13 protein-coding genes are annotated in these 13,809 nt (G+C 67.8%); 5 read left to right on the top strand and 8 right to left on the bottom strand.

Annotated features, from left to right (window positions below):
* Positions 1–24 precede the first annotated feature (24 nt).
* Complete coding sequence (locus tag CTJ15_RS02425) at positions 25–381, top strand: helix-turn-helix transcriptional regulator (protein ID WP_099781010.1); 357 nt, start codon at positions 25–27, stop codon at positions 379–381.
* Positions 378–839, top strand: coding sequence for an arsenate reductase (glutaredoxin) (arsC, locus tag CTJ15_RS02420; RefSeq protein WP_099781009.1), 462 nt, complete (start codon positions 378–380; stop codon positions 837–839). Before CTJ15_RS02425 ends, arsC begins: the two co-directional genes overlap by 4 nt.
* On the opposite strand, the gene istB is transcribed toward arsC, so the two are convergent.
* The 6 genes from istB to CTJ15_RS02390 form a co-directional block, all read right to left on the bottom strand.
* Complete coding sequence (istB, locus tag CTJ15_RS02415; protein WP_099780961.1) at positions 823–1,551, bottom strand: IS21-like element helper ATPase IstB; 729 nt, start codon at positions 1,549–1,551, stop codon at positions 823–825. The two genes, arsC and istB, sit on opposite strands and share 17 nt — an antisense overlap.
* The gene (istA, locus tag CTJ15_RS02410; protein ID WP_099780886.1) at positions 1,551–3,050 is read right to left on the bottom strand and encodes an IS21 family transposase; all 1,500 of its coding nucleotides are present in this window, start codon (positions 3,048–3,050) and stop codon (positions 1,551–1,553) included. The genes istB and istA overlap by 1 nt, the downstream gene beginning before the upstream one ends.
* A 74-nt stretch (positions 3,051–3,124) precedes the next feature.
* Positions 3,125–3,697, bottom strand: coding sequence for a hypothetical protein (locus tag CTJ15_RS02405; protein WP_226945896.1), 573 nt, complete (start codon positions 3,695–3,697; stop codon positions 3,125–3,127).
* Positions 3,698–3,759: 62 nt separating this feature from the next.
* Positions 3,760–4,494: a response regulator gene (locus tag CTJ15_RS02400; protein ID WP_099781008.1), complete on the bottom strand. Its 735-nt coding sequence runs from the start codon at positions 4,492–4,494 to the stop codon at positions 3,760–3,762.
* Between the two features lie 117 nt (positions 4,495–4,611).
* The gene (locus CTJ15_RS02395) at positions 4,612–5,385 is read right to left on the bottom strand and encodes a copper resistance protein B (RefSeq protein WP_099781007.1); all 774 of its coding nucleotides are present in this window, start codon (positions 5,383–5,385) and stop codon (positions 4,612–4,614) included.
* A 20-nt stretch (positions 5,386–5,405) separates the two neighbouring features.
* Positions 5,406–7,724 carry a copper resistance system multicopper oxidase gene (locus tag CTJ15_RS02390; RefSeq protein WP_099781006.1) on the bottom strand — a complete coding sequence of 773 codons (2,319 nt, stop codon included), beginning with the start codon at positions 7,722–7,724 and terminating at the stop codon, positions 5,406–5,408.
* A 317-nt stretch (positions 7,725–8,041) separates the two neighbouring features.
* Here CTJ15_RS02390 and CTJ15_RS23680 point away from each other — a divergent pair, with 317 nt between their 5' ends.
* Positions 8,042–8,473: a hypothetical protein gene (locus tag CTJ15_RS23680; protein ID WP_126281746.1), complete on the top strand. Its 432-nt coding sequence runs from the start codon at positions 8,042–8,044 to the stop codon at positions 8,471–8,473.
* Between the two features lie 86 nt (positions 8,474–8,559).
* Here CTJ15_RS23680 and CTJ15_RS02380 read toward each other — a convergent pair whose 3' ends face one another.
* Positions 8,560–10,965: a heavy metal translocating P-type ATPase gene (locus CTJ15_RS02380; protein WP_099781004.1), complete on the bottom strand. Its 2,406-nt coding sequence runs from the start codon at positions 10,963–10,965 to the stop codon at positions 8,560–8,562.
* A gap of 199 nt (positions 10,966–11,164) precedes the next feature.
* Here CTJ15_RS02380 and cueR point away from each other — a divergent pair, with 199 nt between their 5' ends.
* Together cueR and CTJ15_RS02370 are read left to right on the top strand one after the other, a co-directional pair.
* The gene (gene cueR, locus CTJ15_RS02375) at positions 11,165–11,650 is read left to right on the top strand and encodes a Cu(I)-responsive transcriptional regulator (protein WP_099781003.1); all 486 of its coding nucleotides are present in this window, start codon (positions 11,165–11,167) and stop codon (positions 11,648–11,650) included.
* Positions 11,650–12,111: a DUF411 domain-containing protein gene (locus tag CTJ15_RS02370; RefSeq protein ID WP_099781002.1), complete on the top strand. Its 462-nt coding sequence runs from the start codon at positions 11,650–11,652 to the stop codon at positions 12,109–12,111. The genes cueR and CTJ15_RS02370 overlap by 1 nt, the downstream gene beginning before the upstream one ends.
* Before the next feature lie 346 nt (positions 12,112–12,457).
* Here CTJ15_RS02370 and CTJ15_RS02365 read toward each other — a convergent pair.
* Positions 12,458–13,686, bottom strand: a protein-coding gene (locus CTJ15_RS02365) for an IS3 family transposase (RefSeq protein ID WP_226945911.1) whose coding sequence is annotated in 2 segments (ribosomal slippage) — positions 12,458–13,350 and positions 13,350–13,686 — 1,230 coding nt in all. Because the reading frame shifts where the segments join, the coding sequence is not laid out codon by codon here.
* Positions 13,687–13,809 lie beyond the last annotated feature (123 nt).

Here is a 13,809-nt window from a genome sequence, read left to right as displayed (position 1 = left end):
CGTGTCTTGAGACATTAAGAGGTCATGGACGAAACGCAAGCACTCGATGCCCTCGGCGCCCTCGCGCAGGAGACCCGCCTCCGGATCGTGCGTCTGCTGGTGACGGCGGGGCCGGACGGCATGGCGGCGGGCGCCATCGGCGAGGCGATGGGCGCCACCTCCTCGCGCCTGTCCTTCCACCTCACCCACCTTGAGGCGGCCGGGCTGGTGCAGTCGCGCCGGGACGGCCGGTCCATCCGGTACTCGGCCGTCTACGACGCCCTATCCGGCCTCATCGCCTTCTTGATGCGGGACTGCTGCCAGGGCCACCCGGAGGTCTGCACCCCCGCGGTCGCCGCCCTCTCGGCCTGTGCCTGCCCCTCCCCGGAGCCTGCGGCATGACCATCACGATCTTCCACAACCCGGCCTGCGGGACCTCCCGCAACGTCCTGGCCCTGATCCGGAACTCCGGCGAGGAGCCGGAAGTGATCGAGTACCTGAAGACCCCGCCGACCCGGGACGTCCTGGCCGACCTGATCCGGCGCATGGGCGTGCCGGTCCGCGACGTCCTGCGCGAGAAGGGCACGCCCTACGCGGAGCTGGGCCTCGGCGACCTTTCCTTGACCGACGACCAGCTGCTCGACGCGATGATGGCCCACCCCATCCTCATCAACCGGCCGATCGTGGTGACGCCCCTCGGGGTGAAGCTGTGCAGGCCCTCCGAGGCTGTACTCAATATCCTGCCGAACCCGCAGCTTGGGGGCTTCACGAAGGAGGACTGTCAATCGGCATTGAATGGGGACCCCAGATCGGCGCGCAAAAGGGACCCCTCTTGTAAGGCGTTCAGGCGCGGTTCTTGAATCGCCAACTGTCGTTGCCGGTCTCGACGATGTCGCAGTGGTGAGTGAGGCGGTCGAGCAAGGCGGTGGTCATCTTGGCGTCCCCAAAGACGCTGGGCCATTCACCAAAGGCGAGGTTGGTGGTGACGATGACCGAGGTCTGCTCGTAGAGGCGGCTGACCAGGTGGAACAGCAACTGGCCGCCGGACTGGGCGAACGGCAGGTAGCCAAGCTCGTCGAGGACAACGAAATCCAGGCGGCAGAGATGGTCGGCGATGCGCCCTTGTCGTCCGGCCCGGGTCTCGGCCTCAAGACGGTTCACCAGGTCCACCACGTTGTAGAACCGCCCGCGCGCTCCATCGCGGATGCAGGCCCGGGCAATGGCGATGGCCAAATGAGTTTTGCCTGTGCCGGTGCCGCCGACGAGTACCACGTTGCGCTGCTGGGCCAGGAACCCACCCCCCGCGAGATCACGGACCAGAGCCTCGTTGACCGGGGTACCGTCGAACCCGAACTCGTCCACGTCCTTGGCCAGCGGCAGCTTGGCGGTGGTGATCTGGTACTTGATCGAGCGCGCCTGCTTCTCGGCGATCTCGGCCGAGACAAAGTCGCCGATGACCTGCTGTGGCTCATGTTGGCGTTTGACGGCGGCCGTGATGATGGCGTCAAACGCCGCGCGCATGCCGTAGAGCTTGAGCTCGCCCATGGTGGCGAGGATAGCGGTGCGTTCCATCAGGGTCCTCTCCTCAGGCTGTCGTAGCGGGTGCAGTCGGCCAGCGGCGCATGCCGCAGCCGGAGCGCCTCCGGGGTCAGGATGGTCACCGGCGGCGGTGGCTCGCGCTGGCGGGCGAGGATGTTGAGGATGACGTCGGCCGAGTGGACGCCCTCGCGCAGCGCCTCGCTGCAAGCGGCCTCGACCGCAGCCAGACCGTCGTCCAACACCCTGGTCAGGATCTCCACCATCTGCCGGTCGCCATCGGCGGCCGCGGCCAGCTTGCGGCGGACCCGTTCCAGTGCACCGGGCAGCAGCCAGTCCTTGAACGGTGCCCCGTTGCGCAGCGCTCCAGGTTTGCGCGCCAGCACGGGCACGTAGTGCCAGGGGTCGAACACCGTCTGGTCCCGGCCGAACACGCGCCGGTGCTCGCCCACCACCCGGCCGTCCTGGCGCAGCTCGATCCGCTCGGCATAGGCCCGGATCTCGACCGGCCGCCCCACCGCGCTCGCCATCACCGAGTACTTGTTGTTGTCGAACCGCACCAGGCAGGTCTTGGACACCGCGGCAGGCACGGCATGGAACCCGTCGAACCGTCCGGCATAGGGCACCAGGCTTGGCCGCTCCGCCTCGAACGCCTCCCAGACTGTCCGCTCCCTCTGCTCCGGATGCCGATTGGCCCGGGCATGGGACACGCACCGGTCCAGCAGAAGGGCGTTCAGCTCCTCGTAGCTCCTCACCCGCAGTCGCGGCGTAAAGAACCGCTCCCGCACCAGCCCGACCTGGTTCTCGACCTGACCTTTCTCCCAGCCTGAGGCCGGAGTGCAGGCCACCGGCTCGACCAGGTAGTGGCTGCACATGTGCAGGAAACGCCGGTTGTAGGCACGATCCCGTCCCACCAGGATCGCGTCCACCGCCGTGCGCATGTTGTCGTAGATGCCCCGCGTGCAGGTGCCGCGAAAGAAGGCGAACGCCCGGTCATGGGCGTCGAACACCATCTCCTGCGTCTCGCGCGGATAAGCGCGAACGAACAGCATCCGGCTGTAGCATAGCCTCACATGCGCGACCTTGACGGTTACCGTCGTGCCGCCGATCAGCACGACCTCGTGGCTCCAGTCGAACTGGTACGCCTCGCCCGGCGCGAAGCTCAGCGGCACGAAGGCTGCTGCCACCGCCGTCGCCCGTGACGCCTGCCACCCCCGCGCATGGCGCCGGACCGCGTCGTAGCCGCCCTCATATCCCAGCCCACGCAGCGCCTCGTAGACCCGCACCAGCGTCAGCCGCTCGCGCCGCGGCCGCGCCTCGTTCGCCTCCAGCAGGCGCTCCAGATCGGCCTGCCAAGGTCCCAGCTTGGGCTGCGGCTGCCGCGCCCGGCTGTAGCGGAATTCCGTCTCCCCGGACCGCAGAACCTTCCGGACCACCTTTCGCGAAATCCCGAGCTCGCGACAGATCGCCTTGATCGACTTGCCCTGCACCCAGTGCAGGCGCCGGATCTTTGCCACCGTCTCCACGACCAGCATCCCAGCCCTGGCTCCCGATCATCCCGGGAACCACTGTGAACCCCGCCGTCAGTGGGGTCCCGTTTGGACGCCGATCACCCCTCCAACAGGGTTCCTATTCCATGCCGTTCCACAGGGTCGAGGCGGGAAACGGCCTTCGCCAGCGCCGAGACCGGCGCCGAGACAGAACGGGCCGCGAAGCCGACAGCCAGGAGAAGGGCTAAGCCGACGGTAGCCGCGTAGGAGTGCAGCACGCCCTGATCGGCCGATAACACGGTGAAGGAGGCGAGCTCCACCTCCAGCCAGGAGCCGTCTTGTAGGCGGGCCACCGCTCCGATGCCGACGAGCCGGTCCGACGCGGCCTCGTAGCGTCCGGGGCGCACGCGCAACTCGGTCGCCACGCTGCTCAGGGCCGCTGTTCGGGCCGCGACGGTCGGCCACTCCTCGCGGGAGGGGTGCTCGGGGGTGGGGGCCGCGTCGCGGCGCCAGTGCACCTCCAGGTCCGCCCGCGACAGGGCATGGGCGATCCGGTCCCTGTCGCCCTCCGGTGCCGATGCTACAGCATCCAGGATCGTCGCCAGGCGCTGGGCTAGCAGCTCCTCGGTCCCCCGCTCCACGGCATGGCGGAGCAGCACGTCGTGGATGCCGACCATGGCGGCGAAGAGCACCGCGAAACCAATTGTCAGGGTCGCCAGGGTCCGTGCTGCAAGGGACTGGGGGAGGAACCTTCTCACCCAGACCAATCCACGGGGCTCGACAGCAGGTATCCTACGCCACGGACCGTTTTGATGAGGCCCGGCTCCCCGTCCTCGTGGGGCCTGGATCCGAGCTTGGCCCGCAGCCGGCTGATCTGGACGTCCATCGAGCAGTCCAGGCCGCCGTAAGGGCGGTTCCGGGCGATGTCCAGGAGCTGGTCCCGCGTCAGGATACGCTGCGGCCGCTCGACGAACGCCAGGAGGAGGTCATACTCGCCGCTGGTCAGCTCGACCGCGACGCCGTCCGGCCTGAGAAGCTCGCGACGCCGGGTATCCAGGGACCACCCGGCGAAGTGCGCCACCTCACGGCCCTTACCGCCCGCGTTATCCTCAGGGCCCTCGGCCCTGCGGAGGACAGCCCGGATGCGGGCGACCAGCTCCCGGGGGTCGGCTGGCTTCACGACGAAGTCGTCCGCCCCCAGCTCCAGCCCGACAACGCGGTCCGATGCCTCGGCCAGGGCGGTCAGGATGATGACCGGGATCCGTCCCTCGGCACGGAGATCGCGGCAGAGCTCGAACCCCGACTTACCCGGCAGCATGATGTCGAGCAGCACGAGGTCCACCTGGGCCGATGCCAAGAGGCGTCGCATCTCGATGCCGTCGCGGGCGCCGCTGGCGCGGAACCCGCTGCGGCGCAGAAGGGTGAGCAGGAGCTTGCGCAGTTCCCCATCGTCCTCGACGACGAGAACGTGTCGCCCCTCTCCCGACATAGGTGGAAGGTTGGGGGCGGGCACTCCGCGGGAACCGTCGCTTCCAGGACGCTCGGTCAACGCGGCCCTCCGACGGAACCTTCGTCCTCGCAGCAAGCATTCATTCGACCGGCCCGTTCAGAAGAACAGACGAATGCCGGTGACGAATTCAATACCCTCGGCCTTCACCCCCTCAGCGCGAGCGTACTTGGCGGCCTCGCCGAAGCGCCTTGTATAGTTCACGCCGACATAGGGCGCGACCTCGCGGGTGAACTCGTACCTGAGGCGGAAACCTGCCTCTATGTCATTGAACCCGCTGTTAATGCCGAGTTCCGGCACGCGCTGGGCAGCGACGTTCACCTCCAGGTTCGGCTGCAGCACAAGCCGCTGGGTGACGTAGACGTCGTAAGAGAGCTCAAGCCGCGCCGAGAGGTCGCCCCTCTCGCTCACGAAGCCCTGGAGGTCCACCTCGAACAGGCCCGGGGCCAAGCCCTGAATGCCGATAACGCCGTAGGTGCGGTCCGGCCGCGGACGCGGGTCGTAGCGGACACCCGCCTGGAAGTCCCAGAAGTACCCGATGAGGCGGGAGTAGAGCAGCTGAATCTCGGCATTCTCGGCGCGGCGCCCGCGCTCAAGCTCGCCCTGCGTCTTGATCCAGACCTTGTCGTAGTCGGTGCCGTACCAAGCCTGACCGTCCCAGCGCGCAATATTCGGTGCGCCGTTGAGGCCGACGCCCCATTCGAGCTTCTCGAAAAGGACGGCGCCGAAGTAGACCTCGTGGGACGAGGCGCCGTGCGCGCCCGGATCGTGTACCGCGTTCTGGGAGGCGGCCTGCTGGGCCGACGCCCCGCCGGCCAGGGTGAAGCCGAGCAGGGTCGTGAGAAGGGCGGCCGCCTTGGTCGTAAGTCGCATCGGGTGTCGGTCCTTCGTGATCAGCCGTTAGACGCGACGCGCGGCTGACGTCGGATCTCGACCTTCCGCATCATCCCGGTCTCCATGTGGAAGAGCATGTGACAGTGGAAGGCCCAGCCGCCCTCGGCATCCGCCTCCACATCCACATCAAGTGTGCTGCCAGGCTTGACGCTGATGGTGTGCAGCAGCGGGTTCTGGGCGCCGTTGCCCACCTGCGGCTGCATCCAGACGCCGTGCAGGTGCATCGGGTGGCTCATCATGGTCTCGTTGATGAACCGCATCCGGACCCGCTCGCCGAGGTTCAGCACGATCGGCTGCGCCTCGCTGAAGCGGTTGCCGTTAATGGCCCAAAAGTAGCGATCCATGTTGCCGGTGAGGCGCACCTCAATGATGCGGTTGGGCTCGCGTACCGGGTAGGGATTCGAGAGCGCCCGGAGCATGCGGTATGTCAGGACACGGGTGCCCGGAGGCGCCCCGGTGTTCACCGCGAACGGGTCGGGCGGCGCCATCCCCCCGTGGCCCGCATGGGCGCTTGCCGCGGAGGTATCGACCTGACCTATTTGGCCGGTGCCCGGCGCGCCGTGGCCCATCGCCGAGTGGTCCGGCGCAGCCGGGGCCGCGCCGCGCTGGTCGCGCCGCGGCGCGGGCTGCTGACCCTGGCGCCCCTGTTGCCGGGGCTGCTGACCTCCCTGCGGCCGCCCCATGCCCGGCATGTTCGAGTGGTCCATCCCCGGCATGCTGGAGTGGTCCATGCCGGGCATGCCCGAATGGTCTATGCCCGGCCTGGAGCCTTGGCTCGCCTGGGCCAGCCGGAAAAGGCCCGCGCCCGGCACGGAACCAACCGGAAGGTCTGCGACAGCAAGGCGGAAGCCCGGATCCCGTGCCAGGGACGACGAGCGGCCCATACCCGGCATGTTGGAGTGATCCATGCTGGGCATGTTCGAATGGTCCATGGCCGGGGGCTTGGCCGGGGCTTGGCGAGCACCGCCCGTCCCCCGGGCCGGGGCGGCCTGGTTCATTCCCGGCATATTTCCGTGGTTCATCCCGGGCATGTTCGAGTGATCCATGCCCTGCATGCCGCCCTGGGCACCGCCGGAACCCATGCCGGACATCCCCGAGTGGTTCATGCCGCCCATGTCCATGGACTCCATGGGGGCGATCTGGCCGGGCCGGTCCGTCTCGGGACGCAGGGTGCCGCGGTCCAGGCCCTTGGGCCCGTAGTTGCCGCCCATATCGGCCATGGTCAGTAGCGGCCGCTCGCGGTGCGGGGGCAGCGGCATCATCGGTAAACCGTTCTGGGTGGCCAAGCTGGCGCTCGCGAAGCCCTGGCGGCCCATGGACTCCGCCAGGATCTGGAACTGGCGCCCGCCCGCGGGGCGCACGAGTACGTCGAAGGTCTCGGCTGGGGCGATGCGGAACTCGTCCACAGCCACCGGCTGCACGTTGTTGCCGTGCGCCTGGACAACGGTCATCTCCAGCCCGGGGATGCGCACGTCGAAGTGGCTCATGGCGCCGGAGTTGATGAAGCGCAGACGAACCGTCTCGCCGGGACGGTAGACCGCAGTGAAGTTCTGCTCGGGCGTCCGGCCGTTGACCAGGAACGTGTAGCCCGTGACGTCCTCGATATCCGTCGGGTCCATCCGCATGTCGCCCCACATCATCCGGTCGCGGATGATGACCTCGCGCGCCTGTGCGTTCGGCGCGCGCGCGAGCTCGTTGGCGAGACTCGCCGCGGTGCGCTTGCTGTAATTGTAGTAGCCCGCGTCGCGCTTGAGGTTCTGGATGACGCGGTGCGGGTTCTCGTCTGTCCAGTCGGAGAGCTGGATGATGTAGTCCCGGTCGTAGCCGTAAGGGTCCGGGCGCACCGGATCGATGACCAGCGGACCGTAGAGGCCAGCCTGCTCCTGCGTCCCGGAATGGCTGTGGTACCAGTACGTGCCCGACTGCACGAGTGGGAAGCGGTACTGGTGCGTCTGTCCTGCCGCGATGCCCTGAAAGCCATCGCTGATGCCCGGCACGCCGTCTTGACTGCTCGGAAGGATCAGGCCGTGCCAGTGAATCGACGTCTCTTCGCGGAGCCGGTTGGCGACGTTGATGATTACCTCCTCGCCCTCGCGAAAGCGGAGGACGGGGGCCGGAACGGAGCGGTTGATCGCGATGGCCGGGCGGCTGCGGCCGGTGATGTTTAGCGACACGTGCTCGATCGCGAGATTGAACTCGCGGGGCATCGCCCGCCCGACGGCTGGCTGAGCCAGGGCGGATCCCGGAAGAGCCGGAGCCGAGAGGGCGGCGATGCCAGCAGCGAGCATCTTGCGCCGCGACAGCGTAACCTCAACCATGCTCGGAAGCTCCTTCGTGAAATGACGGGAGGCGTGGCAGTGACGGCGCGCTGCGGTTGCGCGTGCTCAGCGAGCGATGCCGTGCACCATCACCGCCTGTTGCATTGGATATCTACGGTCGCCCCGGCTTCATCAATCGCGCTGAGGCTCTGGCAATAAAACGTAAGAATTGAGCGAGCCTTCCGGCAACGACGGCCCGGAAGGGAGCTTGTACGCTGCGCCTGGCTGCCGCCCCTCGCGGGAGCGCCCCGCCGGACACGGGATTCCATCCGCATCCGCCAGCCCGGTCCGGCGTGGCATGGCGAATAGGAGGACGCATGAACGCCGCTTCTCGCAGTGGGTGGGCCGCACGTCTCGTCGTGGGCCTGGGCCTCGCGCTCACAGCCGTGGCTTGCGCGCCGCAGTCCGCGCCACAGGCTTCCGCACCCACTTCCGCGGAACTTCCGGTCCAGCCCGCGGGCCGTTCCACGACGACGCCGGGCGCCGCGATGCAGCGTCCGGACAGCGCGGGCATGCAGGGCATGGACCACTCCAACATGCCCGGGATGAACCACGGGAACATGCAGGGGATGTCGGGCATGCAGGGCCACAACATGTCCGGCATGAACATGCAAGACATGATGGCGCACTGTCGCCAGATGCAGGCGGACGCCAGCGCGGGACGGCCGATCCCGCCGGACATGCAGTCCATGATGGCGCACTGCAACATGATGGGCGGCTCGTCCCAGGGACGTTCCCGCTCCCGGTAATCGGCACCGTGGTGGCGGCTGACGCCGCCACCACGACACCTGTCGGCCGTATTCGGCGCGTGCCAGGCAGTTCCTCATTTCACGCCCTACAGCCGGATTGTGCGCAGTCGTAGGGCGTTGCCGATCACCGAAACCGAGCTCAGCGCCATTGCCAAGGCAGCGACGATCGGGCTGAGAAGTATCCCGAGGAACGGGTAGAGGACGCCTGCCGCGAGCGGCACCCCGAGCACGTTGTAGATGAAGGCCAGGAACAGGTTCTGCCGGATGTTGCGCATGGTCGCCCGGCTCAGGGCCCGCGCCCGTGCGATCCCGGCAAGGTCACCCTTCACCAGCGTCACGCCTGCGCTCTGCATGGCGACGTCCGTCCCGGTGCCCATGGCGATGCCCACGTCGGCCTCGGCCAGCGCCGGGGCGTCGTTGACGCCGTCACCGGCCATCGCAACGACCTTCCCCTGCGCCCTGAGATCGCGAACGATGCGGTGCTTGTCCTCGGGGAGGACGTCGCCCTGGAACTTGCCAATGCCGAGCTTCCGGGCAACGGCACCGGCCGTCGTTTGATTGTCGCCGGTCAGCATGACGATGTGGACGCCCGCGGCGCGCAGGCTCTCCAGGGCGGATGGCGTAGTCGCCTTGACTGGGTCCGCTACGGAGATAACGCCACCGGGCCTGCCGTCTATCGCAAGGAAAAGCGCCGTCCCTCCCTCGCGCCGGAGCTCGTCCGCCGTGGTGGCCAGCCCGCCCAGGTCCACGCCGAGATCCTGCATTAGGCGGGCATTCCCCAGGGCCACCCGCCGTCCGCCGACAGTGCCGGTGACCCCCTTGCCGGTCACAGAGTCGAACTCGGCGGGTTCCCACATTTCGACCCCGCGCTCCCGGGCCGCGGCCACGATGGCCGCCGCCAGCGGGTGCTCGCTCGACCTCTCCAGGCTGGCCGCCAAGGGCAGCACCTCGGCCTCGGTCAGACCCAGTGCCGGGACCACGGCCACGACCTTGGGCTTGCCCTCAGTCAGCGTGCCGGTCTTGTCCACGACAAGGGTGTCGACCTTCTCCATGCGCTCGAGCGCCTCAGCTGACTTGATGAGCACACCCGCACCGGCTCCCTTGCCAACACCCACCATGATGCTCATGGGCGTAGCCAGGCCGAGCGCGCAGGGACAGGCGATGATCAACACTGAGACGGCTGCGATCAGCCCGTAGGAGAGTGCCGGTGACGGGCCCCAGACGGCCCAGGCGATGAAGGCCAGGACCGCGACGGCGATGACCGCCGGGACGAAGTAGCCGGACACCTGGTCGGCCATTCGCTGGATGGGCGCTCGGCTGCGCTGAGCCTCGGCGACCATGGCGACGATGCGGGACAGCATGGTGTCGGAGCCGACCTTGTCGGCCCGCATCACCAGCGCGCCGGTTCCGTTCACTGTGCCGCCGATGAGCTTGGACCCGGGCGCCTTTTCCACCGGCAGGGATTCGCCGGTAACCATGGACTCGTCCACGGCGCCACCGCCCTCCAATACCTCGCCGTCCACCGGCACGCTCTCTCCCGGACGCACCCGCAGCCGGTCGCCAGCCTGGACGTCCGCCAGGGGAACCTCCTCATCCTCTCCATTCTCCTTGAGGCGCCGCGCGGTCTTCGGCGCCATGTTGAGTAGGGCGCGGATGGCACCGCCGGTCTGCTCCCGGGCGCGCAGCTCTAGCACCTGCCCGAGAAGGACGAGCACGGTGATGACAGCAGCTGCCTCGAAGTAGACGGCCACCGTGCCGTCCATGCCCCGGAAGCCTTCCGGAAAGACACCGGGGGCGAAGGTCGCCACCAAGCTGTAGAGGTATGCGGCGCCGGTCCCGAGGGCGATCAGCGTGAACATGTTGAGGCTGCGGTTCACGACCGACTGCCAACCGCGCATGAAGAACGGCCAGCCGGCCCAAAGCACGACGGGGGTCCCCAACAGGAATTGGATCCAGACTGAGATCCTGGGCGGCACCAGGTGATGGAGCCCGAGGCCAGGGATGTGAGCCCCCATCTCCAGCACCACCACGGGGAGTGTGAGGGCCAGCCCGATCCAGAACCGGCGGGTCATGTCGGCCAGCTCGTGGTTGGGGGCGGCCTCAGCGGTGACGTCCAGCGGCTCCAACGCCATACCGCAGATGGGGCAGTTCCCGGGCCCCTCCTGCCGGATCTCGGGGTGCATCGGGCAGGTGTAGATGGTGCCCTTCCGTGGAGCTGGAGGCGGGGCCGCGGCGGCCTCCTTCGGCTTCAGATATTTGTCGGGGTCAGCCTGGAACTTCGTCCGGCACCCAGCTGAGCAGAAGTGAAATGTCGTCCCGGCATGCTCCAAGCGGTGCTTCGAGGTGGCCGGATCGACCTTCATCCCGCAGACCGGATCTGTGACGAGCCCGGCGTCAGCGGCCGGGCCGAGACCGTGATGATGGTGGTGGTCGTGGCCGCAGCTCGGCCCGTGCTGGTGCGAATGCCCGTGACTGGTGTGGTGACTGCTCATGCTTGCCGCCCCGGTTTGGGCCGCGTGGCGGGCCCTCGTTGCTCAGGTGACCGAGAAGGTGGTGTTTCCCATGATGGGAAGGTCAAGGACCATCGGTCGCCGAATGGGGAAGCTCTGGGGGAACGTCTTGACCTTCCCACAGTGGGAATCTCCATCTTGGCCGTGACCAGGACTGCGGTGCCTTGAAAAGGAGGTCCCCATGAACATCGGACAGGCCGCGAAGGCGTCCGGCGTCTCCGCGAAGATGCTGAGATACTACGAGAGCGTGGGCCTCCTTCCCGCGGCGGGGCGGACCGAGGCGGGCTATCGCGTCTACTCGGAGCAGGACATTGGTACCCTCCGCTTCGTTCGGAGGGCGCGGGACCTCGGCCTACCGCTGGACAGCATAAAGCGGCTCATTGGGCTCTGGCAGGACGAGGATCGTGCGAGCGCCGACGTGAAGCGCATCGCGACAGAGCATGCGGCCGAAATGCGCGCCAAAATCGCCGAGATGACCCGGATGTGCGAGGCGTTGGAGCGCATGGCGGACGCCTGCCACGGTGACGACCGGCCGGAATGCCCGATCCTCGACGAGATTGCCGAAGGCGACCACTGCGCGCCCGGCAGCCATGACGCCGGTCAGGACGGGAGCCTGCGACAGGCGAACGGCAAGAGCACAATCAGCAGCTTCCTGGGAGCGATGTGATGAGCAAGAGGTTCACGGGCGGCGTCGCCCGGCGCTCCCTCCTGGGTTTCGGGCTGGCTGCTGCGGCGCTGCCCGTCAGCGTAGTTCGGGCTGCCCAGGGCCCAGCACTCCAGGTGTGGAAAGACCCGAGCTGCGGCTGCTGCGAGGGATGGGTCAGGCACATGCGCGCGGCGGGCTTCGAGGCGACCGTCCATGAGGTCGCGGACCTGCAAGCGGTGAAGGCGGTCAACGGCGTGCCGGACAAGCTCCAGTCCTGCCACACGGCCACGGTCGGCGGCTACGTCGTGGAAGGCCACGTCCCTGCCGCCGATGTCCGCCGCCTGCTGGCGGAGCGCCCGCGCGCCAAGGGACTTGCCGCGCCGGGGATGCCGCCCTCCTCACCGGGCATGGACATCCCGGGGACGCCCTACGAGGTCATCCTATTCGGCGGTGGAGCTGACCGGGTGTGGGCCCGGCATTGACCAGAATGGCCGGATAGGCCGCGCTGCGCCCCAGAACGGCGACTTGATCGAGGTCAAGGCGGGTCGGCGCTGATGGGAGGGATCGGCGGGGACACTAGCGATGCACGAGCACTCCATAGGCTTCAGCTTAGTTGCCTTGTTCAATATCCTTCGTGAGCATTGCGCTCACACCCTAGGCGTAACATTTGTAGGGTCTCACGAGTCTGCATGGACGTCCTGAAATTCTGCGCTAGATCACTGCAATTGCCGAGAAGTCGCCCGCGTTCCGCGTCGTCATAGACATGCAGCACACCCTGAGCTGGCTGCTACGGCTCGATTGAGAGACGGGCCGGTGGAGTTGCCCCCATCAAACCGGACACGGGGCTGGTTGGGACTGGGCACGGATGAACTCACGGGGTGAGCGCATCCGCAAGCCTTTGTGGGGATGGCTCTCGTTGTAATCCTCGATCCAGCCAGGGAGCTGCTGGAGGACAGTGGCGGCATCAGGGCTGGGATGAATGCGGGCGTAGTCCCGCTTGAGCGTCTTCACGAAGGCCTCGCTGACCCCGTTGCTCTCGGGGCTGCGGACGGGTGTGAAACAGGCGACGAGGTTCAGCGCGATGGCGAAGTCGCGCGTGTCGTGGGCAGCGTAGGCCGAGCCGTTGTCGGCGAGCCACTGCACGGGGTGGGGTGCCCTGAGGGCCGCGAACCGCCGCTCGACACAGGCCAGCATGAGATCGCGGATCATCTCGCCGCTGATGCCACCGGTGGTGGCGACCCAGGCCATGACCTCGCGGTCATGAGTGTCGATGGCGAACGCCAGGCGCACCACCTCACCGTTCCAGCACGGGATCTCCAGGCCGTCCGAGGACCAGCGCAGGTTCGAGGCGGGGGCGATGACGCGGCCCTCATGGGCTCGGATCGGTCGCCTGGTGCCGTGTCGCTGCAGGAGCAACCCCTCCCGCAGCATCAGCCGGTAGACGCGTTTGTGGTTCATGGGCTCGGCCCCTGAGGCCCGGCGGGCGCGGTTCAGCAGAGCGGCGATCCGGCGGTAGCCATAGGTGGGCCTGGCGTCGGTGAGCTGGCGGATGGCCGCCGCCAGCTCGTCGTCGCCCTGACGCCGGTAGCGGCCTCGGGGCTTTGCTCCCCTCCGGACCTGCTCAACCAGGTTGGAGCGGGCCACGCCAAGGGTCTCGGCCACCACCTTCACCGGGAACCGTCCGATGGAGGCGACGGCAACTGCCAGACGGGCTTTTTTCCCCGGGCGGCGCTGAGGGCCTCCCGCAGGATCTCCACCTCCATGGTCTTGCGCCCTAGCAGGCGCTCAAGGTCGCGGATGCGGCCCTCCAACTCGCGCAGCCGCCCCGCGGCGACCACGTCGTCATCGGCCTGGATTGCTGCCTTGCCGCCCTCTGACATTCGCCGTCTCCACTGAAACAGCAGACTAGGCGAGATGCCGTGCAAGCGGGCGACCGCCGAGACTGTCATGCCCGGCTGCATGGTCTCCTCGACCAGCCGGAGCTTGTGGTCGGCAGTGTAGCGGCGGCGGCGCTCGTGCCCGGTGATGATTTCGACGCGCGTGGGGTCGTTCGGCATAGGCGTATGCCCAGGCGTAAGCCTAGGCCCTCGGGGCTACGCCCGGTGTCCGGTCGAAATAGGGGCCACTCCAGCCGGTGCCAGCTGCCAGCCTGACCGAGCAAAGCCGAGCACCGACCGTCG

The sequence above is a fragment of the Roseomonas sp. FDAARGOS_362 genome (genome assembly GCF_002754815.1).
Lineage (GTDB): Bacteria > Pseudomonadota > Alphaproteobacteria > Acetobacterales > Acetobacteraceae > Roseomonas > Roseomonas mucosa.
The sequence above is the reverse complement of the archived record's forward strand: the minus strand, read 5'-3'. Positions and strand labels throughout refer to the sequence as shown.

Bases quoted from the DNA above. Each gene is read 5' to 3' on its own strand.
- CTJ15_RS02425 (WP_099781010.1), top strand. From the start codon at position 25: ATGGACGAAACGCAAGCACTCGATGCCCTCGGCGCCCTCGCGCAGGAG.
- arsC (WP_099781009.1), top strand. From the start codon at position 378: ATGACCATCACGATCTTCCACAACCCGGCCTGCGGGACCTCCCGCAAC.
- istB (WP_099780961.1), bottom strand. From the start codon at position 1,551: ATGGAACGCACCGCTATCCTCGCCACCATGGGCGAGCTCAAGCTCTAC.
- istA (WP_099780886.1), bottom strand. From the start codon at position 3,050: ATGCTGGTCGTGGAGACGGTGGCAAAGATCCGGCGCCTGCACTGGGTG.
- CTJ15_RS02400 (WP_099781008.1), bottom strand. From the start codon at position 4,494: ATGTCGGGAGAGGGGCGACACGTTCTCGTCGTCGAGGACGATGGGGAA.
- CTJ15_RS02395 (WP_099781007.1), bottom strand. From the start codon at position 5,385: ATGCGACTTACGACCAAGGCGGCCGCCCTTCTCACGACCCTGCTCGGC.
- CTJ15_RS02390 (WP_099781006.1), bottom strand. From the start codon at position 7,724: ATGGTTGAGGTTACGCTGTCGCGGCGCAAGATGCTCGCTGCTGGCATC.
- CTJ15_RS23680 (WP_126281746.1), top strand. From the start codon at position 8,042: ATGAACGCCGCTTCTCGCAGTGGGTGGGCCGCACGTCTCGTCGTGGGC.
- CTJ15_RS02380 (WP_099781004.1), bottom strand. From the start codon at position 10,965: ATGAGCAGTCACCACACCAGTCACGGGCATTCGCACCAGCACGGGCCG.
- cueR (WP_099781003.1), top strand. From the start codon at position 11,165: ATGAACATCGGACAGGCCGCGAAGGCGTCCGGCGTCTCCGCGAAGATG.
- CTJ15_RS02370 (WP_099781002.1), top strand. From the start codon at position 11,650: ATGAGCAAGAGGTTCACGGGCGGCGTCGCCCGGCGCTCCCTCCTGGGT.